The sequence below is a fragment of the Streptomyces sp. NPDC048057 genome (genome assembly GCF_040653095.1).
GTDB lineage: Bacteria > Actinomycetota > Actinomycetes > Streptomycetales > Streptomycetaceae > Streptomyces.
Genome location: NZ_JBEZNF010000004.1, coordinates 302,130 through 323,337 on the forward strand (window position 1 = coordinate 302,130; position 21,208 = coordinate 323,337).

Below are 21,208 nucleotides of genomic sequence, written 5' to 3' on the forward strand. Positions count from 1 at the left end.
ACCGTACGAAAGGACCCGAGACCAGCAATGGCCGACGAGAACACCCCTGCCCCCACTGCCGAGGACGAGCAGCAGACGATGCGGATCGAGCCCGTCGGGCTCGAAACCGAGATGCAGCGCTCGTACCTCGACTACGCGATGTCCGTCATCGTGTCGCGCGCGCTGCCGGACGTGCGGGACGGCCTCAAGCCCGTCCACCGCCGCGTGCTGTACGCGATGTACGACGGCGGCTACCGGCCCGAGAAGGGCTTCTACAAGTGCGCCCGCGTCGTCGGCGACGTCATGGGCACGTACCACCCGCACGGCGACTCCTCGATCTACGACGCCCTGGTGCGACTCGCCCAGCCGTGGTCGATGCGGATGCCGCTGGTCGACTCCAACGGCAACTTCGGTTCCCCGGGCAACGACCCGGCCGCCGCCATGCGGTACACCGAGTGCAAGATGATGCCGCTGTCCATGGAGATGCTCCGGGACATCGACGAGGAGACCGTCGACTTCCAGGACAACTACGACGGCCGCAACCAGGAGCCGACGGTCCTGCCGGCGCGCTTCCCGAACCTGCTGGTGAACGGCTCCGCGGGCATCGCGGTCGGCATGGCGACCAACATCCCGCCGCACAACCTGCGCGAGGTCGCCTCCGGTGCGCAGTGGGCGCTGGAGCACCCGGACGCGTCCCACGAGGAGCTGCTCGACGCGCTGATCGAGCGCATCAAGGGCCCCGACTTCCCCACCGGCGCGCTGGTCGTCGGCCGCAAGGGCATCGAGGAGGCGTACCGCACCGGTCGCGGCTCCATCACGATGCGCGCGGTCGTCGAGGTCGAGGAGATCCAGAACCGCCAGTGCCTGGTGGTCACCGAGCTGCCGTACCAGGTCAACCCGGACAACCTCGCGCAGAAGATCGCCGACCTCGTCAAGGACGGCCGGATCGGCGGCATCGCCGACGTGCGCGACGAGACCTCCTCCCGCACCGGCCAGCGCCTGGTCATCGTCCTCAAGCGGGACGCGGTCGCCAAGGTCGTCCTCAACAACCTCTACAAGCACACCGACCTCCAGACGAACTTCGGCGCCAACATGCTGGCGCTGGTCGACGGGGTGCCGCGCACGCTCTCGCTGGACGCCTTCATCCGCCACTGGGTGACGCACCAGATCGAGGTCATCGTGCGGCGCACCCGCTTCCGGCTGCGCAAGGCCGAGGAGCGGGCGCACATCCTGCGCGGTCTGCTCAAGGCGCTGGACGCCATCGACGAGGTCATCGCGCTGATCCGACGCAGCGACACCGTCGACATCGCGCGCGGCGGCCTGATGGACCTGCTGGCGATCGACGAGCTCCAGGCGAACGCCATCCTGGAGATGCAGCTGCGCCGGCTGGCCGCGCTGGAGCGGCAGAAGATCCTCCAGGAGCACGACGAGCTCCAGGCGAAGATCAACGAGTACAACGCGATCCTGGCCTCCCCGGAGAAGCAGCGCGCGATCGTCAGCGAGGAGCTGGCGGTGCTCGTGGAGAAGTACGGCGACGACCGGCGCTCGCAGCTGGTGCCCTTCGACGGCGACATGTCCATCGAGGACCTGATCGCCGAGGAGGACATCGTCGTCACGATCAGCCGCGGCGGCTACGTGAAGCGCACGAAGACGGACGACTACCGCTCGCAGAAGCGCGGCGGCAAGGGCGTGCGGGGCACCAAGCTCAAGGAAGACGACATCGTCGACCACTTCTTCGTCTCCACCACCCACCACTGGCTGCTCTTCTTCACCAACAAGGGCCGGGTCTACCGGGCCAAGGCGTACGAACTCCCCGACGCCGGCAGGGACGCCCGCGGGCAGCACGTGGCCAACCTGCTGGCCTTCCAGCCGGACGAGCAGATCGCCGAGATCCTGGCGATCCGCGACTACGAGGCCGCGCCGTACCTGGTGCTCGCCACCAAGGGCGGCCTGGTGAAGAAGACGCCGCTGAAGGACTACGACTCGCCCCGCTCGGGCGGTGTGATCGCGATCAACCTCCGGGAGACGGAGGACGGCCGCGATGACGAGCTGATCGGCGCCGAGCTGCTGTCGGCCGAGGACGACCTGCTGCTCATCAGCAAGAAGGCCCAGTCGATCCGGTTCACCGCGACGGACGAAGCGCTGCGTCCGATGGGACGAGCGACTTCAGGCGTCAAGGGGATGAGTTTCCGCGAAGGAGACGAACTCCTCTCGATGAATGTCGTCCGGCCCGGTACGTTCGTGTTCACCGCCACCGACGGTGGGTACGCGAAGCGGACCGCCGTCGACGAGTACCGCGTCCAGGGTCGCGGTGGCCTCGGCATCAAGGCCGCCAAGATCGTGGAGGACCGCGGGTCGCTCGTGGGCGCCCTGGTGGTCGAGGAGTCCGACGAGATTCTGGCCATCACCCTCGGCGGCGGTGTGATTCGCACGCGAGTCAATGAAGTCAGGGAGACCGGGCGTGACACCATGGGTGTTCAACTGATCAACCTGGGCAAGCGCGATGCCGTGGTGGGCATCGCCCGGAACGCCGAGGCCGGTCGCGAGGCCGAGGAAGTCGACGGAGCCGATCTCGGCGTCGAGGGAACCGACGGGGCCCCGCAGACCTCTGAAGAGGTCAGGGGGATCAGTGGCGAGGCCGGCGACGGTCCGGCCGAGGCGGCAGCCGAGGGCACCACGCCCCCGGCCGGTGAGCACGAGGAGTAGAGCGTGAGTGGAGCCACGGGAGCCGGTCCGGCCGCAGCTGCCGGAGCTACTGGAGCAAACGGTCCCCGTGGCTCTGCCACGGACTCCCAGGGAGTTGCGGTGACAGACACGCGTGACGGCCAGTCCCCGGTCTTCGACGGGGAACGCCCCAAGCCGCGCCCGTCGGGCCCGTACCGTCCCCCTCAGGCGTACCAGACGCCCCAGGAGGACCCGGACGGCGCGGTCCGCATGCCGCGCACGGGGGCGCGCACGACCCCGCGCACGCGCAAGGCGCGCCTGCGGGTGGCGAAGGCCGACCCGTGGTCGGTGATGAAGGTCAGCTTCCTGCTCTCCATCGCCCTGGGCATCTGCACGGTCGTCGCCTCGGCGGCGCTGTGGATGGTCATGGACGCGATGGGCGTCTTCTCGACGGTCGGCGGCACGATCAGCGAGGCGACGGGCTCGAACGAGAACAACGGCTTCGACCTCCAGGCGTTCCTGTCCCTGCCGCGCGTGCTCATCTTCACCTCGGTCATCGCGGTGATCGACGTCGTCCTGGTGACGGCGCTGGCGACGCTGGGCGCGTTCATCTACAACCTGTCGGCGGGCTTCGTGGGCGGCGTGGAGCTGACCCTCGCGGAAGACGAGTAGCAAGCCCCAATCCGCTGGTCGCAGCGGTTCGCGGGGCGGTTCCGGTCCTCTTTCGAAGCCTCCCCGGGGCCTGCGGCCCGGTCCCCTCGGGAACGGATTTGGGAGCAGCGCGGGACGTGCGCTAATCTTCAGAGGTCAGCGCGCAGCGCGGAGGGGCTATAGCTCAGTTGGTTAGAGCGCATCCCTGATAAGGATGAGGCCACAGGTTCAAATCCTGTTAGCCCCACTTCTGTGAAACCCCCGGTCCATGAAGGCCGGGGGTTTTTCGTGTGCGCACGGGGTGGGTGGGCGGTGGTGACGCGGCGGGCCGGCAGGGGGGCTCACCCGGGGTGGCGTCGTCTCTCGGCGAGCGCGTAGCGGGCGAGGGTCTTCACGTGTTCCGCGAGCTGCATCAGGTACTCGCCGGGCGGGGTGGTGCCGGGGCCGTCGGTGGCCGCCGTGCGGGCGCGGTGGACGTCGCGGAGGAGGACGTGCTGGTGGCCCCCGGCGGGGAGGCTGCGGGCGTACGCCTCGGCCGGGGCGGCCAGTACGGTGATGTGGGCCCGCAGGCGGTCGCGCAGGGCCACTTCCCGCTCCGGCAGCGCCTGTGCCACCGTCCACGCCAACTGCACGTCGCGCGTGACGTCAACCAGGCTCACACCCACTCGCCCCTCGGCCATGGCATCCATGCAACCGCCGCGGCGGCGCCCGGACCAGGACACCGCGCGGCCATCGACCGGCCATCGGGCGGCCACCGCCAACTCGGCGCACATCTACGGCCAAAGCAGGCATGGAGCGCGGGTCGGCTGAGGCGTACCGTGGACACGTGGCGAGCCCAGACACCAACAGGAAGTTACGGACGGCCCGGATCGACCAAGGGTGGCACTCCCAGGAGCAGGCAGCCGAGGCCCTGAGCACCATCGGCCAGAACATCCTGGAGGACCCGCACTTCTGCATCAGCGCCCGGACGTACCGCAGATGGGAGTCCGCAACGCCGGGCTGGCCGCGTCCCGACACCGCCACCGTCCTCAGCGCGGCGTTCGGGCGCAGCCCCGCTGACTTGGGATTCACGCCGTCGGCCGGCCGGCCCCTCGGCCCGGACGCTAGGGAGGACCCTTTGAAGCGACGCAACTTCCTCGCAGCAGGGTCGGCGGGCGCGTTGGCCGCGGTCCACGCCGCCCCCGCCGGAGCCGTACCGCACCGCCGCGTCGACCCCCAACTCGTCGGCTACTTCAGCCAACAGCTCAGCGGGCACGCGGCGGCCGACATGTTCCTCGACCCGCGCGATCTGATAGGGACCGTGGGCGAGCAGCACCGGCTCATCGCCGGTCTCGCGCGCACGGCCGACGGCCCGGTGCGCGAGGACCTGACGCGGGTCGGCGCCGCCTACGCCGTACTGGCCGGCTGGCTCCACCAGGACGCCGGCGACTGGACCGCGGCGCGCTCCTGGCACGCCTCCGCGCTGGCGGACGCCCAGACCATCGACGACCCGGACCTGCACGCGTACACCCTGGCCAACCTCTCCTACCTCCACACGGAGTTGGGCGACGGGCGCGCGGCCGTCTCGCTGTGCACCCGCGGTCTGTCGCTGCCCGGGATCCCGCCGATCGCCCGGATGCAGCTGATGTACCAGCAGGCGCACGGCCATTCGCTCCTCGGCGACCGCGGCGCCGTCGACCGCCTCCTCGACGCCGCCGAGAACACCGCCCGGACCCGGCCCGAGCAGCCGCCCGCGCCCTGGAACCGTACGGCGGCGATCACGAACTCGCTGTTCTTCGACATCCAGCGCGCCACGTGCTACGGGCGGCTCGGTCTGCACGCGCACGCGCAGCCGCTGTGGGAACGCGTGACGTCCGCCGTCCCCGACGGCGCCCGCCGCCGCGCCGGCGTCTACCTCGCCCGCCAGGCCGGCGCCCACGCCGCGCTCGGGGATCCGGAGCAGGCGCTCGTACTGGCCGCGGAGTCCGCGCAGATCGCCGCGGAGTCCGGATCCGTGCGCCACCTCGGCGAACTGGCCACGCTGCGCGCCCGCATGAGTCCGTGGGAGAAGGGGCCCCTGGCTGCTCAGTTCGAGCAGGCGTTCCAGCACGTTTCGGGGTGACGGGCCGTCGCCGACCTCAGCGGGACCGGGTCGGGGAGACCTTGTTGCCCAGTGTGCCCATGTGCTCGATGAAGACCGTGACCCAGTCGCCGGGCGTGAGGTCGCCGGAGCCCGCGGGGGTGCCGGTCAGGACGATGTCGCCCGGGGACAGGGGGGTCGTTGCGGTGATGTGCGTGAGGAGGGAGGGGACGGGGGTGGGCATGAGACCCGTGGTCGACTGTTGGCGGCGCACGCCGTTGACCATGCTGCCGATGCCGAGGGACGCCGGATCGATGCCCGTCACGATCCAGGGGCCCAGGGCCAAGGAGTCGGTCGTGAGGGCGTTGGCGCAGGTGTAGCCGAAGACGTGGGAGTCGCGGCCGATGACGACGGCCAGCTCGGCGGCGTAGCGCGCGGGCGGGGGGACGGTGGTCTGCGGGTCGACGGAGGCGGGCGGAGGGCCAAGGGTGAAGCGGGGGGATTCCGCGGGGACGTCGGCGTAGGCGGAGTGGACCGTCACGACCCGTCCCGGCAGCAGCGGCGCCAGGAAGCGGATCTCCTCCATCTCCAGCAGTTCGCCCGTCGGGGTCGCGTCCGTGCGGATCGGGTCGGCGCTGAGGACCTCGACCGGGGTGACGTCGTCCACGGTGGGGGCCACGCGGCCGAACCGTACGCGGCCCAGGTGTTCGAAGCGTACGTACCGTCGTCGTGTCATCGGACCAAGATCGCCGATCGGTGTCAGGAAGAGAAGAGGCCCAGCGCCGCGTCGAGCGACCAGGTCTGCCAGCTCATGCCGAAGAGCGCCACCACTGCGATCAGCGCCATCATCAGGTTCTGTCCCTGCTCCGCCCAGTCGTGGATCATCAGGGCCAGGTAGATCAGGCTCAGGAGCAGCCCGCAGGCGAGGGCGATCGGGGTGAGGAAGCCGAGGACGAGGCCGAGGCCGAGGGCCAGTTCCGCGTAGGCGACGACGTACGCCATCACGCGCGGGCGGGGTTTGACCACCGTGTCGAAGCCCTTGCGGACGACGGGCCAGCGGTGCTTCTCGGCTATGCCGCCGGCCCAGGCGATTCCGCCGCCCTTGAACCACTCCTTCTTGTCCTTGTGGCGCCAGCTCTCCAGCCACCACAGGCCGAGTCCGATGCGGAGCACCGCGAGCCACTGGGCCCCGTCGAGCCAGATCGTGTCCATCCCGCCCTCCCTCTCGTCCTGGCGCAGCAACATCTGATGGTTCGTCAGTTCAGCGGATGACGGGCCGCGACGCAAGGGGGCGGCGGACGCTTGCTCTCCTTGGCCGCCGGGCCGTAGCCTGAATCTGATGGGTCGTCAGATGGGAGTGTGATCGGCGTGGTCGACAAGGCGAACGGCGGCAAGGACCTGCCCAGGGTCATCAGCGTGGACGATCACGTGATCGAGCCGGCGCACCTCTTCGAGACCTGGCTGCCGGCCAAGTACCGGGAGCGCGGGCCGCAGCCCTTCACCGCGGGGATCGGGGAGCTGGCGTACGTCGGCGGGAAGTACCGCTTCACCACGGACCCCGAGGGGCAGCTCACCGACTGGTGGCGGTACGAGGGCGAGATCTTCCCGTACAAGCGCATCATCGCCGCCGTGGGGTTCTCCCGGGACGAGATGACGCTGGACGGGATCACCCGCGAGCAGATGCGGCGCGGTTGCTGGGACCCGAAGGCGCGGCTGGCCGACATGGACCTGAACCACGTCGAGGCGTCGCTGTGCTTCCCCACCTTCCCCCGCTTCTGCGGGCAGACCTTCGCCGAGGCCGGGGACAAGGAGGTCGCGCTCGCGTGCGTGCGCGCGTACAACGACTGGATGGTGGAGGAGTGGTGCGGCGACAGCGGCGGGCGGCTGATCCCGCTCTGTCTGATCCCGCTGTGGGACGTGGACCTCGCCGTCGCCGAGATCCGGCGGAACGCCGCCCGCGGGGTGCGCGCGGTGACGTTCTCCGAGATACCGACGTACCTGGGGCTGCCGTCGATCCACTCCGGGTACTGGGACCCCTTCTTCGCGGCCTGCGAGGAGACGGGGACGGTGGTGAACATGCACATCGGGTCGTCCTCGCAGATGCCCGCGGCCTCCCCCGACGCCCCGCCCGCCGTCCAGGCGTCGCTGAGCTTCAACAACGCCATGGCCTCGATGATGGACTTCCTCTTCAGCGGGGTGCTGGTGAAGTTCCCACGGCTGAAGCTGGCGTACAGCGAGGGGCAGATGGGGTGGATCCCGTACGCGCTGGAGCGGGCGGACGACGTGTGGGAGGAGCACCGGGCCTGGGGCGGGGTGCGGGACCTGATCCCCGAGCCGCCGTCCACGTACTACTACCGGCAGATCTTCTGCTGCTTCTTCCGGGACAAGCACGGGATCGAGGCGATCGAGACGGTGGGGGTGGACAACGCGACCTTCGAGACGGACTACCCGCACGTGGACTCGACCTGGCCGCACACCAAGGAGGTGGCGGCCGAGCACGTCGGCGGGCTGTCGGACGAGGTGGCGTACAAGCTGCTGCGGGGCAACGCGATCCGGATGCTGGAGCTGCCGTTCGACCGGGAGCCGAGAGTGTGAGCACTGCTCTCGGCGGTGAGCGGTGCTCTTGGCGGTAGGCGTCGCTCTCGGTGGTGAGCACCGCTCTTGTCACGAACGGTGCTCTCGGTGGTGAGCGCCGCTCTCGGTGGTGAGCGGTGCTCTTGGCGGTAGGCGTCGCTCTTGGTGGTGTGCACTGCTCTCGGTGGTGAGCGGTGCTCACCGGTGCATGCGGGCGCCCTTGAAGACCTTGTCGACCGCGTTCCTCGGGCCGTACACCGCCAGGCCCACCAGGTCCAACTGGCCCCGGGACACCGCGCGCACCGCGGCGCGGTTGTCGCGGTCGTTGCCGGTGGCGAAGAGGTCCGAGGTGAAGACCGAGCACGGGAGCGAGCGGGCCACGGCCCGCTCGTGCGCCCCGGTCAGCAGCTCCTTCCCGCCCTCGAAGACCAGCACCGGCTGTCGGAACATCGGCAGGTACGGGGTGTCGTCGGCGTCCGCGTACGGTTCGCCGATCACCTCGGGACGGCGGGTGCCGAGGCCGCTGACGAGGAACGCGGTCACGTTGAGCCGTTGCCAGCCGGCCAGGTCGGTGCGGAGCAGTACGGCGATCTTGGTGTCGAAGCGCACGGGGGCGTCGTCGTTCGTCATGCGCCCAGCGTGCCGACGGGAGGCCGGGCCCTTCTTGTACGTTCCTGGCCGGTTGCGGCCCGTCGCCACCCCCTGCTCCGCCGCTGATCAGCCGCCGATCAGCCGTGGGCGGTGCGCAAGGGCACGCAGGTCACCGATCGGTATCGGTCGGTGTGTATAGTCGGGCGCCAGAAGTCCTCATTCGTCATACGCATACGTCAAGGAAAGACGAGGTCGCGCGGTGAAGAAGCTTCTCCTGGTCGCACTGGCCGCCATCGGCGGGCTCCTCGTGTACCGCCAGATCCAGGCGGATCGGGCCGAGCAGGACCTGTGGACGGAGGCGACCGACTCCGTGCCCGCAGGTTCGGGTTCGAGCGTCTGAACACACAGCTGTTCTTTCGAAAAGCCCCGGTTGCTCACTACGAAGCGACCGGGGCTTTCTGCTGCCCGCGTGAGGGCCGGGCGGTGACGGTCGGGCGCTGGGGTTCACGCCTGGCCGAGGGCCCAGAAGCCGACGGCGAAGCAGATCAGGGCGAGGAGCAGCACCGGGATCGCGACCTTGGGCGGGGGACCGGTGCGTTTACGTCTGCGCTCGTGGCGGCGGCGTTCGGCCCGGGAGAGCGGGGCCTGCGGCTGCGGTGCGGTGTACGGGCGCGTGGGCGGCGTTTCGTACCGCGTGCCGTATGCGCCGTACCCGCCGTGCCGTACGGCCTCGGACGGCGGCGCGGGGGCCGGTGAGGGCGTGGGCTCGGGAGCGGGGGCTGCCAGGGGTACGGGCGGGACCGGCGGCGGAGTCGGCGTGTGCGGCTGACCCGTATGCGGCGGCGCCGGCTGTGCCGGCCGTATCGGGTGCGGCGGGGGCGTGGGCGGCTGGCTCGGCGGGGCGGGGACCAGAAGTCCCGACGACGGCTGTGACGGCGTTGCCGGCTGTGCCGGCGGGGGCACGGGTGAGGGTGTGACGGGCCCCTGCCCCGTGTCCGGGCCGCCGAAGGCGCGGGCGCCCGGCGCCGCGGCGCGGCCGGGCGACGGCGGCCCCGTGGGCCCGTTCGGTCCGAAGCCCGAAGGCAGCGGCTCCAGTTGGTCGAAGATCTCCACCGGTTCGTCGTCCGGGCCCGTGTCCGGCAGCGCGTCGACGGCCGCCAGCAGGGCCTTGCGCGCACCCGCCGCGGAGCGGAAACGGTCCTCCGGGTCAGGCTGGAGCAGCCCCGCCAGCACCTGCCACAGGGGCTCGGGCAGGCCGAGGGGAGCGCTCGGGGTGCCGTGCTCGGCGAAGTGGTCCACCAGCGCGCCGGCGTCCGGCTTCTGGCCCTGGAGGAGGTAGAGCCCGACCAGGCCGACGGCGAAGAGGTCGGCGGGGAAGTCGGGTTCGGCGCCGGCCATCTGCTCGGGCGCGAAGTAGCCGGGCGTACCGACGACGTAGTTCGCCTCCGTCAGCCGTGGCTCGCCCTTGCGCATGGAGATGCCGAAGTCGGACAGGCGCAGGTGCGGCCGGCCCGTACCGGTGGCCTCCATCAGGATGTTCGCCGGCTTGATGTCGCGGTGCACCACGCCTTCGGCGTGGACCGCGGAGAGCCCGGACAGCAACTGGTCGAGCAGGGTGCACACGTAGCGCGGGGGCAGCGGGCCGTAGTCGCCGATCACGTGGGCCAGCGAGCCGCCGCCCACCAGGTCCATGGTGAAGAGCACCTTGTCGTCGTCCGCGGCCCAGCTCGCGGGGGCGAGGACGTGCGGGTGGTCGATCCGGGTGGCCTGCTCGCGGACGAAGCGCAGCAGGGTGTGCGCGTCGCCCTGCTGGAGCACCTTGGCCGCGACGTAGCGGCGCCGCCGGTGGTCCCAGGCGCGCCACACCGCGCCGACGCCACCGTGCCCGATCGGGTCGATCAGCTCGTACCGAGCGGCGAAGACCTCACCCATGGTGCCGTGCCCGCTCCTCGCTCCGTCGTGTGGCGCTCGCGTCCGCCCCGCCTCGCCACTGCTGCGAACCGCTGCCGCCGCTGCCAGGTGCCGGGAGCCCGGTCGCGCGCCCGGTTCAGCTGGTTCGGATGGTCAGCTCTGGTGGGACTCGTAGTGCGCAACGGCGTCCGCGGTGCGCCCGGCGCCGTACACCCGGAGGAACTCTGCCAGCTCCGGGTGGGTCGGAGCGAGGGAGTCGGCGGCGTCGATGATGTCCCCGGCGGCCGACACCGACCGCAGCAACGACTGGATCTCCCGCACCACCCGGCGCACGGTCGGAGCGCCCGAGCTGGTGGTGGTCTGGCTGGTGCCGGTCAGTACGGACCCGCCCTGCGACTTCTTGATCTCGTCCATCCGCCCCGTCGCCTCCACGGCGCTCACACTGCCGTCCGCGACCTGCCCCGCCAGCTCCTGGAGCGCCTGCACCCGCTGGACGACCGCGGGGTTCCCGATCTTCGCCCGCTGGCCGCTCATCAGCTGGGACAGCATCGGCGCGGACAGCCCGAGCACGGCTGCGAGCCGCGCCTGGTTCAGCCCCAGGTCGTCTATGAGTCGTCGAAAGAGCGCGCCCAACGGTTCCCCGTACCAGCTGCGCTGCAGCTCACGTGCCCTGGCGGTCGTCTCCTGCTGAGCGGCGTCCATGCGCGTCTCCCCATCGCTTCCCCATGCGGGGCTTCCCATGGCTGGCTTCGCTGCTGCGAACCACGCGGTGCATCTTACGGAGAGTGGTTGCGCATCGGGAGTCCCAATCCTTTTGCAGGATGGGCGGGGGGACCCGGTATTCTGGTGCGCGGCGACGGTCGGGGCGATGACGGTGTTCATCGGTCCCGTTCTTCGTTGATCCGGGGCCTTAGCTCAGTTGGTAGAGCGCTGTCTTTGCATGGCAGATGTCAGGGGTTCGACTCCCCTAGGCTCCACATCCCGGAAGGCCCTCTGAACTGCGGAAACGCGGTTCAGAGGGCCTTTTTTGCACGGCGCGTCAAGTTGGCCGCGGGCTGTTGGCACACGCGCGTCGCTGGCGCACGCTGGGCTGCGGACGCGGTCGAGGGGCCGTCGGGGAGGCGGACCGCCGCCTGCTCGGGGCGGTGTGGGTACGCCTTCCTGGGGCGGTGGGCACGCGAGGTGGCGAAGGGGGCTCCGTCGATGACCGATGGCCAGTACCTGCGGCGGTACGGCACGGACCGCGGGTTCGCCCTCGGTTTCTTCGTCCCCGCGTTCACGCTGCTGATGGGGGCTGCGGGGGCGGTCGTGCTGGACGACGTGGTGCCGGCGTGGGTCAGCGTCGCAGTGGTCGCCGTGCTGGTGCTGCTGGCCGTCTGGGTGGCCGCTGCGGTGCTGCGGGCCGTGACGATCGTCCGGCAGGAGCACCTCGTGATCCGAACGGCGTTCAGGACCAGGAGGATCGCCTGGGGGGACGTGCAGGGCATCCAGATCGAGCGCATCCCGAACGCGGCCCAACACGACCTGCCGGAGCGGACCGTGGTCGTCTACGACCGGGACGGTCGCAGGCTCGGGCTCCCCCATCTCAACGACCGGGAGGTGGCGGAGCTCGATGCCGAGGCGAGCGCCCTGCGTGACCTGTGGCAGGGGTGGCGCGGACCGGGGTGGGCACCCGTTCCAAACGTCGCCGGCAAGATGAGCGCCACGGCCGCCAAGGCGAGCGAACACGCATTGACGCCGGGCACGCTCGCCGCCTTCGCAGGGGGCTGCTCGGCCTGGTTCGCCCTGATGGTGTTCCTCGTCGTGGGGCTCAACACCGATCTCCTGGACGGCATCCCGGAGGACCTCTTGGTCTATCTGCTCGTCGGACCCCTTCCCGTGGTGGGGCTCGTCGTCTACGTGACCACCGTGCTGCGACGCAGGCGCCGCCGATGCCGCCGGCGTTGAGGCAAACCGATCCTCCGGCCTGGGCACCGGCTCCCCGCGGCCGGTCCGCGGTTCCTCTCGTCGGCCGGGGCTGGTGGGCTTCCGTTTCGACTTCGTACCGGCCTTGACGATTTCCTCGTGTGGGCGTCGATGGATGGTGAAGCCTTCGATGGGCCGTTCGGTGTCCGGGAAATGCGCGGGGTGATATCTCCAGTCGTCGGCCAGGGGGTCCGGGGCGTGCCCCGGCAGTTCAAGAATCTTCCGGCATGCCGCCGTTATGCGGTCGGGGGATGTGAATTCTTCCGTCTGGTCGGTCGCATTTCCTGCGGAATTCTGCTTCTGCCTGTCCGGTGCCCGGTGCTTCGTGTACGGGGTAATGATCATGGCGCGGGGTGCTGGTTCGGGCGTTGTGGCCGACCTGACACGGGGGTGTCACCTTGCCTGATGAGAGCTTGATGAGGGGCTGTTGTGGGCCTGATGACGGGTGCGGTGGCGGCTCCTGCGCCGCGCGGTGGGCATTAGTTGGATGGTATTCTGGTCAGGCTGGGCACTGAGATCTGGTATCGCCGGACATCTAGTGGCGGCGGAGACCAGAGTTCATCCACGTGAAAGGAGACGGGGGTAAGGGTCCGTAGCCCCTGCTTCCCTGTAACGCCATGAATAACCCGTCTGACCTCGCTACCGAAGGTATAAACGCCGACGACCTGTGCTCTTACGCGGTCGACGTATGGGTCAGTGACCACAGCATCCTCACTGATGAGAAGCGGCTTCTCGAAGTCCTGCGCACTGCCGCGGAAAAGGGAAACGCAAAGGTCCTCGGCGAGGCTTCGCACGTCTTTCCCAATGGTGCCGTGACGGCGATCCTGCTGCTCTCCGCCTCGCACCTCAGCATCCACACCTGGCCCGAGTACAGCCTGGCCAACGTCGATCTGCTGGCCTACGGCCGGCTCAACGGCGAGCGGATGATGGAGAGCGTGGAGCTCGGGCTCTCCCCCACGAAGATCAACGTGACCCGCATGCTGCGGGCCGTTCACTGACCTGACGTACGGCGGGGCCAGCGGCACCGGACCGGGGCGCGCTGGCTCAAACGACTGTTCCACGCCGTTCTCCCGCTGCTGCTGGACTTTCTCCGTCGACGCGGTGCGGTCCGCCCTCCGCGCGGGGAGAACGCGGTCGTGGATACCGCATTGACTGTCAGCGCCCGTCGGGACCGCGTGACCGTTCCGCTGCCCGACGCCTTCGGCATCGACCCGTCCCCGATGCTCCGCCGGCTCCAGAAAGAGGCGCCGGTGGTGCCTGCCCGGACCGTGAACGGGCACGACGTGTGGCTGGTCACGCGCTACGCCGACGTGAAGACCGTGCTGTCCGACCCGCGCTTCTCCCGTGCCGAGGTGGTGCGGCCCGGACGCCCGCACGCCGCGGCCACCGCGCCCCGGAACAACACGCTGCCCGCGATGGACCCGCCCGAGCACACCCGGCTGCGCGGCCTGGTGACCGCCTCCTTCGCGCACCGCAGGATCGAGCAGCGGCGGGAGTGGGTGCGTCAGCAGGCGGAGCGGTGCGTGGACGAGCTGGTGGCGGCCGGCGCCCCGGCGGACCTCCAACTCCACCTCGCCACCCGGCTGCCGCTGCGGGTGATCTGCGAACTGCTGGGCGCACCGGTGGCGGACGAGCCGGCGATCCGGGCGTGGACCGAGGTCATGTACAGCCTCGAACCCGACACGGCCCGGGCCGGGAACGACGCGTACGACGCCCTTCTCGCGTACATGACCACCCTGGTCGAGGAGAAGGAGCGGACGCTGGCCAGCCCGGAGGCCGTCCCCGTCGACCTGCTGGGCGAACTGCTGCGGACCTCCCTGGACAGCGACCGCATCAGCCACGACGAACTGGTGCACTTCGGCGTGACGATGCTCGTCGGGGGGTACGAGACGACCGCCAACCAGATCGGCGCCTTCGTCATCGACCTGCTGCGGCGGCCCGAGCGCTGGGAGTCGCTGCGGGCCGAGCCGGGGCTCGTGCCCGACGCGATCGAGGAGTTGCTGCGCAGCAACATGCTCAGCGAGACCGGGCAGGTGCGCGTCGCCCTGGAGGACGTGGAGCTCGCCGGCACGCTGATCCGGGCCGGCGAGGGCGTGATGGCCCACATCGGCGCCGCCAACCGCGACGCGGACGTCTTCACCGCCCCCGACGAGGTCGACTTCCAACGCTCCGAGTCGTCGCACCTCACCTTCGGGCACGGCATCCACTACTGCCTCGGCGCGCACCTGGCCCGGGTCGAACTCCAAGAAGCGCTCGGGGTGCTGCTGCGCCGGCTGCCCGGGCTGCGGCTGGCGGTGCCGGCGGAGGACATCGTGTGGCGCCGCAGCCTGCTGCGCGGTCCGAAGGCCGTCCTGGTCGTCTGGGAGGGGTGAGCCGGCCGTACGACCCGGGGCGCACGGCCGGGGTACGACCCGGGGTGCACGCAGCATCCGGGCCGGCCCGGATGCTGCCGTCCTCAAGCGGTGCTACCGCACGCGACGGAGCGCGGGCCCCGCGTCCCGCTCCGTGAGCGCGAGGCCGCCGCGTCCGATGACGCAGACGGCTGCGGGGTGCCGCCCGGCGACCACCATGTCGATCATCTGCACGTCGTGGGGGAGGTCGGGGCGCTCGGGCCAGCCGACGACGTCGGGCGGCTGCTCGGGGGCGGTGACCTCCAGCTGGCGCAGCGGTACGTGCAGGCCCGTGCCCCACGCCTTCAGCACGGCCTCCTTGCGCACCCAGTAGCGCAGGAAGGCGTCGGGGAGTTGGGCCGGCGGGCGGTCGTGCAGCGCGGCCAACTCGGCGGCGGTCAGCACGCGCGGGGCGAGCACGTCCACGTTCCGTACGCCACCGTTGCTGTTGCTGTTGCCGCTGCCGTCGATGTTGCTGCCGCTGAGCTGGGCGACCTCCTCGACGTCGAGGCCGACCTCGGCGCCGTCGCAGAAGGCCACCCCGACCGTGTCACCGCCGTGGGTGACGGAGAAGCGGACGTCGGGCAGCGGCGGAGCGCCGGGCGGGGTGCGCGAGGGGGCGAGCGCGACCTTCCCGTGCGGACCGCCGCAGCGCGGGCAGACCCGCTTCAAGGGGACCTCGGCCGGCGGCAGTCCGAGCCGTTCGCCGAGCACGAGGCGGCTGATGGAGCAGCCCACGAGGAAGCGCCGCGCGGTCGCCGGGTCCGTCGTCGCCGCGTACCGGGCGCGCTCCACCGGATCGAGCAGCCGGACGAGCCGGTCGTGCCCGTCGTCGACCCGGGCCCACCGGACCTCGACTGCGCGCGGCGCCCCGCCGGACTCCGTCACGGGGCGGCCTTCATCCGGACCCCTCCCCGGTGGAACCAGGCGAGTACGTCCATGCTTCTCCAGCCCTTCTCGTACGCGTCTCGTACGTGCCGGTGGCGGCCCGTCGCGCCGTGCTGCCGTGCGCCCCGGGTGATCATCGTTTCATGAGGAAGGGGTGCCTTACACTCCGGAGGCATGTCACAGCACCCCGTCAGGCCCTTGTTCAGGCGGTTGCCGAAGGCACTCGCACCGACCGACCGGCCGACGAGGCTGCCGCACGTGGAGCTGGACGCCACGGCGGTGCGCTTCCTCGGGGACGCGGTCGACCCCGAGGTCTTCCCCGCCTCCGCGGCGGACCTGTGGCACACCTGCGACGGCAGTCGCCCCCTGGACTCCTGGGCGCCGGCGGACCGGGAGCGAATAGCCCGCTGGCACGCGGCCGGTCTGGTGGTCGCGGTGCCGGCCCCGCGGACGGCGCCCGCGCGGGCGCTGACCTTCCTCTCCCCCCATCCCGACGACGCGCAACTGGCCTTGGGCAGCACGGTGTTCCGGTTCGGCGGGCGCGTCGTCGACGTGTTCTCGGACGAGACCTGGACGCGTCGCCCGTACTACCAGGAACGGCCCGCGCTCGCCTCCCGCATGCTGATCGAGGAGGAGCGGGTGTCCTGTCGGGTGCTCGGCGCGGGGCTGACGCTGCTGGGCCACCTGGACGGCGAGAGCCGGCCCGCCTGGCGCGAGGGCTTCCTCCTGGGGTCGGGCTCGACGGTCGACGTGCGGCGGGCGGAGCCCGAGCTGTTCGAACGGATCGTCCTCGACCTGGCGCGGGAACTCGCCGACGCCTCCCTCGTGCTGGTGCCGCTGGCCGTGGGCGGGCACGTCGACCACGTCATCACGCGCGAGGCCGTGAGCGAGCTGGTGGCCCGCGGGGCCGTGGCGGCCGGGCGGGTCGTCTTCTACGAGGACATGCCGTACTCGCTGTTCGGCGACGCGCGGGCCGACGCCGGGCGGCTGGCCGCCCCGTGGGACGGGGCCGCGCTGACCCCGGTGCTCATCCCGGGGTCGGACCTCTCCGCCGAGGCCAAGCGGGAGGCCCTGTGGCCGTACCGGCTCCAGGTCATGGAGCCGATCACCAACCGGATCGTGCGGTACGGGCGGGGGCTCGGCACCGCGGAGCCGGCCGCGGGCGGGTTCGCCGAGCGCGTCTGGGCGCCCGCGGAGTCCGTCGCAGCGGTACGGGAACTCGCCGCCTGCGCCCCCTAGTCCTCAGCCCGCGGGGCGCGCCCCGATTCCGTCGAGCAGGAACTCCAGGCCGGTCGCGAAGTTGGCGTCCCAGTCGTCGTCGGCGATGTAGTTGTTCGCGGCCACGGTCGGGTACTGCTCGCGCCGGTCGGACAGGTACGCCCGGCCGGCCTCCGCCTCCTCGGCGGAGAGCTGGAGGTTCGACTGCACGGCCGTCGACCCCATCACGTGGTTGTAGAGGACCCACGTCGCCGCGTTGAGCCGGGGGCCGCTCAGTCCGGCGCGCTCCAGCGCGGACTGGAGGAACTCCATCCAGGCCAGGAAGTTCGGGCCGAGCAGCGGCCTCTGACGTGCCGGCACCGTGGCCGCCCAGGGGTGGCGGAGCAGGGCCCGGCGCCAGCCGTCGAGCAGTGCGGTGACGTCGTCCCGCGGGCTCGCGCCGTGGCGCTCCGGGACCGCGGTCTCGCCGAAGATCGCGTCGACGGCGAGGTCGACCACGTCGTCCTTGGTCGCCACGTGCCAGTACAGGGTGGTGGCGCCCGCCTGGAGGCGCTCGGCCAGCCGGCGCATCGTCAGCCGGTCCATGCCCTCCTCGTCGAGGAGGGCGACGGCGGCGTCCACGATGCGCTCGCGGGTGAGCGGGGGCTCTCCCTTCTTGGCGCGCGTGGGTCGGATCCAGACGTTTCCCGGCGGGTGGCCCGGCGTGCTTCTCCTGCGTTCTCCGGCAGCGATGACGTTCACCTCCAGTCGACGCGCATCGGGGTGCTGCGCGTCGTCGCGGACGAGTTTTGCACGGTCGGGGCGGTGCGCCGCGCCGTGTGCCGGCTTCCCGGCCGCGAGCGGCGGCGGCGCGCCCGCGCGCCGGCCGATCGGCGTCGCCCGCTGGCTGGATATCGCCCTTCCGCGGGCCCGACCGGGGCGCGGGGGTGCAGTACCTTGGGCCGCTTCTAGACCAATGTTCGAGAGGGTCGACCGGTGTACTGGGGTCGGCGGAAGGCGGGAGGGCGCACGGTGACCGAGACGCGCGGGACGCGGCGGGACGACGGCGGGAGTACGGACAGGAGTACGGGCGGGAGCACGAGGAACACGGCGTGGGAGCCGGGTGTCGAGGGCGGGGCGGATGCCGCCGGTGCTCCTGGCGCTGACGGCGCTGACGACGCTGACGGCGCTTCGGCTGCTTCCGCGCGGCGCTGGTGGGCCCTGCCCGTGGTGAGCCTCGCCCAACTGATGGTCGTCCTGGACGTGACCATCGTGAACATCGCCCTGCCCTCGGCCCAGGGCGCCCTGGGGATCAGCGACACCGACCGGCACTGGGCGATCACGGCGTACGCCCTCGCCTTCGGCGGTCTGCTGCTGGTCGGCGGCCGGGTGTCCAGCGCGCTGGGGCACCGACGGGCCTTCGCCGTCGGCCTCGTCGGCTTCGCGCTCGCCTCGGTGCTCGGCGGCGCCGCGAACGACGCGGCCGTGCTCTTCGCCGCCCGCGCCGCCCAGGGCGTCTGCGCCGCGCTGCTGGCCCCGGCGGCGCTCTCCCTGCTGGTGCTGACCTTCACCGACGGGCCGGAGCGGGCCCGGGCGTTCGGGGTCTTCGCCGGCGTCGGCGCCGGTGGCGCGGCGCTCGGACTGGTGGCCGGCGGCCTGCTCACCGAGTACGCCGACTGGCGCTGGTGCCTCTACATCAACGTGCCCATGGCCGCGCTCGCCCTGCTCGGCGTCCCGCTCGTAGGGCGCGACCGGCCGAGCGGCGACCTGCGCCGGCTCGACGTCCCCGGGGCGCTGCTCAGCACGGCGGGGCTCGTCGCGCTGGTCTACGGATTCACGGAGGCCGAGCCGCACGGCTGGGACGACCCGAAGGTGCTCGCCCTGCTCGGTGGCGGCGTCCTGCTGCTGGGGCTGTTCGTCCGGGTGGAGGCGGCGTCGCGGCAACCGCTGCTGCCGCTGCGGATCCTGGCCCACCGGGCGCGCGGCACCGCGTTCGTCGGGGTCTTCGTGATGTACGTGTCGATGTTCGGCTTCTATCTCTTCCTGAGCTACTACACCCAGACGGTGCTCGGGTACTCCCCCGTCAAGGCCGGGCTGACGCTGCTGGTCAACGCGGTGAGCACCACGGTCGGCGCGATGGTGCTCGCGCAGCGGCTGCACGGGCGGCTGGCGCCGGACCGGCTGATCGGGGGCGGTCTGCTCTCCGCCGCCCTCGGCATGCTGGTCCTCACCCGACTGGAGGTGGACAGCGCGCGGGTGTTTCTTGTGTTCCTCACCCCGTCGATGGTGCTGACCGGACTCGGCCTCGGCTGTCTGCTGGCGGTGGCGACGAACCGGGCGACGGTGGAGTTGGCGCCGGCCGAGGCGGGCGTGGCCTCCGCGGCGTACAACACCGTCCAGCAGATGGGAGCGGCCTTCGGCACCGCGCTGCTGAACTCGATCGCCACCGGCGCCACCGCGTCGTATCTGGCGGACCACGGGCCGGGTGCGCTCAAGGCCGGGACGGTGCACGGCTATGCGACGGCCCTGTGGGTGGCCTTCGGGATCCTGGCCGGTGGAGCGCTGCTCGTGGCCCTGCTCTCCCGTGACCGCGCCCGGCGGTGACCGCGGCTGTCGATGACCGCATCCGTCCGTGACCGCGGCCGTCCGTGGTGGCGTTTGGTCGAGTAGCCCGGGCAGCCCCGTCCCGGATGCCGGTGGCGGGGTGACGCGGCAGGGTGGCGATGAGCAGTAGGTACGTTCCGGGCCGTCCCGGCCGTCGTTCCGGGCCGCTGCCCGCGGACCGACCCGCGCGGAGCACCGCCGCGCAGACAAGGACTGGCCATGGTCGTGACCCACCACCGGCGCCCGCAACCGCGTTCCGGCCGGCGGTTCCCTTCTCGCCGTCGGCTCGTCGGCGGTACGGGGACGGCGCTCCTGGTCGTTGCGCTCGCCGGCTGCTCCGGGCTGGGGCGTACGGCTGTGGGCCCCATGGACTACGAGACGGAGCGGTCGGTCCATGTGAAGGTGAACAGCCCCGTGGTGACGGGGTGCCACCGACTGGGCCCCAACGGTGCGGTGTCGGTGGAGAACGGCACCCTGGTCGACGTGCTGATGTACCCCAGCGCGGACTGCTCCGGTGCCTCGATCTATGTGGCGACCATGACGTCCGATGTGATCGCGCCCGGTACGGGCCCCTGGCGGAGCTACAGCTTTGTGCACTGAGCACGCGATCGGGGATGCTCCACGTTTCACGTGAAACATCCCCGATCTGCGTGGGACGTGCTACTGGCCGGACCCCGTGGGCCACGGGCGCTTACTTCGGGTCGCGGTTGAAGAGCGACTTGGACCAGACGTAACCGAGCACCGCCAGCGCCACGCACCAGGCCACGGCCAGCCATCCGTTGTGGCCGATCTCGGTGCCGAGCAGCAGTCCGCGCAGGGTCTCGATGGCGGGGGTGAAGGGCTGGTACTCGGCGATCGGCTGGAACCAGTCCGGCATCGCGTCGACCGGGACGAAGGCGCTGCCCAGCATCGGCAGGAGCATCAGCGGCAGGGCGTTGTTGCTGGCGGCTTCGACGTTCGGGCTGGACAGCCCCATGCCGACGGCCACCCAGGTCAGCGCCAGGGAGACGAGCGCCAGCAGCCCGAAGGCCAGGACCCACTCCAGGACGGTGGCGTCGACGGAACGGAAGCCGATCGCCACGGCGACGGCACCGACGACGGTCACGCTCATCACGCACTGGAGCACGCTGCCGACGACGTGTCCGATGAGTACGGACCCGCGGTGGATGGCCATGGTGCGGAAGCGGGCGATGATGCCTTCGTTCATGTCCATCGCGATGGACACCGCGCTGCCGATCGTGGTGCCGCCGATGGTCAGCATCAGGATGCCGGGGAAGACGTAGGCGAGGTAGTCGGACCGGTCGGCGCCGCCGCCTCCGATGCCGGCGCTCATCGCACCGCCGAAGATGTAGACGAAGACCAGCAGCAGCATGACGGGCGTGAGCAGCAGGTTCAGCGTCATGGACGGGTAGCGGCGCATGTGGAGCAGATTGCGGCGCAGCATGGTCGTCGAGTCACGGACGGCGAGGGTGAGGGAGCTCATCGGACGGTCTCCTTGGACTGGTTCGGCTGGCCGGGGACGGTGTTGCTGGTGAGGGCGAAGAAGACGTCGTCGAGGTCGGGGGTGTGGAGGGTGAGTTCGTCGGCTTGGGTGCCGGTGGAGTCGAGCCAGTCGAGGATGGCGCGGAGTTCGCGTTGGGTGCCGTCGCTGGGGATGTGGAGGGCGAGGGCTTCGTCGTCGCGGGTGGCTTCGTGGAGTGCGGTGGCGGCGTTGTGGTAGGTGGTGGGGTTGGCG

At 71.2% G+C, this 21,208-nt stretch carries 20 protein-coding genes, 2 tRNA genes and 1 pseudogene; 13 read left to right on the forward strand and 10 right to left on the reverse strand.

The window, feature by feature from the left end; translation table 11 throughout:
• Positions 1 to 27 precede the first annotated feature (27 nt).
• The 3 genes from gyrA to AB0E05_RS06685 all read left to right on the forward strand — a co-directional run bounded on the left by gyrA (position 28) and on the right by AB0E05_RS06685 (position 3,541).
• Complete coding sequence (gyrA, locus tag AB0E05_RS06675; protein ID WP_361959806.1) at positions 28 to 2,685, forward strand: DNA gyrase subunit A; 2,658 nt, start codon at positions 28 to 30, stop codon at positions 2,683 to 2,685.
• Between the two features lie 3 nt (positions 2,686 to 2,688).
• Positions 2,689 to 3,315, forward strand: a complete 627-nt coding sequence (locus AB0E05_RS06680) for a DUF3566 domain-containing protein (protein WP_361959809.1) — start codon at positions 2,689 to 2,691, stop codon at positions 3,313 to 3,315.
• Positions 3,316 to 3,467: 152 nt separating this feature from the next.
• Positions 3,468 to 3,541 (forward strand) — tRNA-Ile (locus tag AB0E05_RS06685).
• Positions 3,542 to 3,635: 94 nt separating this feature from the next.
• On the opposite strand, the gene AB0E05_RS06690 is transcribed toward AB0E05_RS06685, so the two are convergent.
• Positions 3,636 to 3,953, reverse strand: a complete 318-nt coding sequence (locus tag AB0E05_RS06690) for a DUF6415 family natural product biosynthesis protein (protein ID WP_361959812.1) — start codon at positions 3,951 to 3,953, stop codon at positions 3,636 to 3,638.
• Positions 3,954 to 4,120: 167 nt separating this feature from the next.
• Between AB0E05_RS06690 and AB0E05_RS06695 the strand changes: the two genes are divergently transcribed.
• A complete protein-coding gene (locus tag AB0E05_RS06695) occupies positions 4,121 to 5,395 on the forward strand; it encodes a Twin-arginine translocation pathway signal (protein ID WP_361959815.1) in 1,275 nt (424 codons plus the stop codon).
• Positions 5,396 to 5,411: 16 nt separating this feature from the next.
• Here the strand turns inward: AB0E05_RS06695 and AB0E05_RS06700 are convergent, their stop codons facing one another.
• The gene (locus tag AB0E05_RS06700) at positions 5,412 to 6,089 is read right to left on the reverse strand and encodes a fumarylacetoacetate hydrolase family protein (RefSeq protein ID WP_361959818.1); all 678 of its coding nucleotides are present in this window, start codon (positions 6,087 to 6,089) and stop codon (positions 5,412 to 5,414) included.
• 23 nt (positions 6,090 to 6,112) lie between these two features.
• Positions 6,113 to 6,565: a DoxX family membrane protein gene (locus tag AB0E05_RS06705; RefSeq protein ID WP_361959821.1), complete on the reverse strand. Its 453-nt coding sequence runs from the start codon at positions 6,563 to 6,565 to the stop codon at positions 6,113 to 6,115.
• Between the two features lie 147 nt (positions 6,566 to 6,712).
• On the opposite strand from AB0E05_RS06705, the gene AB0E05_RS06710 reads away from it, so the two are divergent.
• The gene (locus AB0E05_RS06710; protein ID WP_361959824.1) at positions 6,713 to 7,948 is read left to right on the forward strand and encodes an amidohydrolase family protein; all 1,236 of its coding nucleotides are present in this window, start codon (positions 6,713 to 6,715) and stop codon (positions 7,946 to 7,948) included.
• A gap of 177 nt (positions 7,949 to 8,125) precedes the next feature.
• On the opposite strand, the gene AB0E05_RS06715 is transcribed toward AB0E05_RS06710, so the two are convergent.
• Positions 8,126 to 8,557, reverse strand: a complete 432-nt coding sequence (locus AB0E05_RS06715; protein WP_361959828.1) for a DUF2000 domain-containing protein — start codon at positions 8,555 to 8,557, stop codon at positions 8,126 to 8,128.
• Between the two features lie 220 nt (positions 8,558 to 8,777).
• Between AB0E05_RS06715 and AB0E05_RS06720 the strand changes: the two genes are divergently transcribed.
• Positions 8,778 to 8,918, forward strand: coding sequence for a DLW-39 family protein (locus AB0E05_RS06720; protein WP_361536351.1), 141 nt, complete (start codon positions 8,778 to 8,780; stop codon positions 8,916 to 8,918).
• A gap of 104 nt (positions 8,919 to 9,022) precedes the next feature.
• On the opposite strand, the gene AB0E05_RS06725 is transcribed toward AB0E05_RS06720, so the two are convergent.
• Entirely contained in the window at positions 9,023 to 10,450 is a 1,428-nt protein-coding gene (locus tag AB0E05_RS06725) for a serine/threonine-protein kinase (RefSeq protein WP_361959832.1), read from the reverse strand.
• A gap of 132 nt (positions 10,451 to 10,582) precedes the next feature.
• On the reverse strand, positions 10,583 to 11,131 hold the full coding sequence (locus tag AB0E05_RS06730; protein WP_361959835.1) for a DNA-binding protein: 549 nt from the start codon (positions 11,129 to 11,131) through the stop codon (positions 10,583 to 10,585).
• A gap of 202 nt (positions 11,132 to 11,333) precedes the next feature.
• Here AB0E05_RS06730 and AB0E05_RS06735 point away from each other — a divergent pair.
• From AB0E05_RS06735 to AB0E05_RS06750, 4 genes are all read left to right on the forward strand, one after another.
• Positions 11,334 to 11,406, forward strand: a tRNA-Ala gene (locus tag AB0E05_RS06735).
• Between the two features lie 226 nt (positions 11,407 to 11,632).
• Positions 11,633 to 12,376, forward strand: coding sequence for a hypothetical protein (locus AB0E05_RS06740; protein WP_361959838.1), 744 nt, complete (start codon positions 11,633 to 11,635; stop codon positions 12,374 to 12,376).
• Between the two features lie 635 nt (positions 12,377 to 13,011).
• Positions 13,012 to 13,392: an adenosylmethionine decarboxylase gene (gene speD / locus AB0E05_RS06745; protein ID WP_361959841.1), complete on the forward strand. Its 381-nt coding sequence runs from the start codon at positions 13,012 to 13,014 to the stop codon at positions 13,390 to 13,392.
• Positions 13,393 to 13,530: 138 nt separating this feature from the next.
• Entirely contained in the window at positions 13,531 to 14,766 is a 1,236-nt protein-coding gene (locus tag AB0E05_RS06750; protein ID WP_361959844.1) for a cytochrome P450, read from the forward strand.
• Positions 14,767 to 14,859: 93 nt separating this feature from the next.
• Here the strand turns inward: AB0E05_RS06750 and AB0E05_RS06755 are convergent, their stop codons facing one another.
• Positions 14,860 to 15,672: a 4'-phosphopantetheinyl transferase superfamily protein gene (locus AB0E05_RS06755; protein WP_361959847.1), complete on the reverse strand. Its 813-nt coding sequence runs from the start codon at positions 15,670 to 15,672 to the stop codon at positions 14,860 to 14,862.
• Positions 15,673 to 15,846: 174 nt separating this feature from the next.
• On the opposite strand from AB0E05_RS06755, the gene AB0E05_RS06760 reads away from it, so the two are divergent.
• Positions 15,847 to 16,911, forward strand: a complete 1,065-nt coding sequence (locus AB0E05_RS06760; RefSeq protein WP_361959850.1) for a PIG-L family deacetylase — start codon at positions 15,847 to 15,849, stop codon at positions 16,909 to 16,911.
• A 3-nt stretch (positions 16,912 to 16,914) separates the two neighbouring features.
• Here AB0E05_RS06760 and AB0E05_RS06765 read toward each other — a convergent pair whose 3' ends face one another.
• Positions 16,915 to 17,622: a TetR/AcrR family transcriptional regulator C-terminal domain-containing protein gene (locus tag AB0E05_RS06765; RefSeq protein ID WP_361959930.1), complete on the reverse strand. Its 708-nt coding sequence runs from the start codon at positions 17,620 to 17,622 to the stop codon at positions 16,915 to 16,917.
• 477 nt (positions 17,623 to 18,099) lie between these two features.
• Between AB0E05_RS06765 and AB0E05_RS06770 the strand changes: the two genes are divergently transcribed.
• Together AB0E05_RS06770 and AB0E05_RS06775 are read left to right on the forward strand one after the other, a co-directional pair.
• A complete protein-coding gene (locus AB0E05_RS06770) occupies positions 18,100 to 19,473 on the forward strand; it encodes an MFS transporter (RefSeq protein WP_361959853.1) in 1,374 nt (457 codons plus the stop codon).
• A 219-nt stretch (positions 19,474 to 19,692) separates the two neighbouring features.
• Complete coding sequence (locus AB0E05_RS06775) at positions 19,693 to 20,073, forward strand: hypothetical protein (protein WP_361959856.1); 381 nt, start codon at positions 19,693 to 19,695, stop codon at positions 20,071 to 20,073.
• Positions 20,074 to 20,164: 91 nt separating this feature from the next.
• On the opposite strand, the gene AB0E05_RS06780 is transcribed toward AB0E05_RS06775, so the two are convergent.
• Entirely contained in the window at positions 20,165 to 20,956 is a 792-nt protein-coding gene (locus AB0E05_RS06780) for an ABC transporter permease (RefSeq protein WP_361959859.1), read from the reverse strand.
• Positions 20,953 to 21,208, reverse strand: a pseudogene (locus tag AB0E05_RS06785) (ABC transporter); the annotation flags it as partial. The gene AB0E05_RS06780 and the pseudogene AB0E05_RS06785, both read right to left, overlap by 4 nt.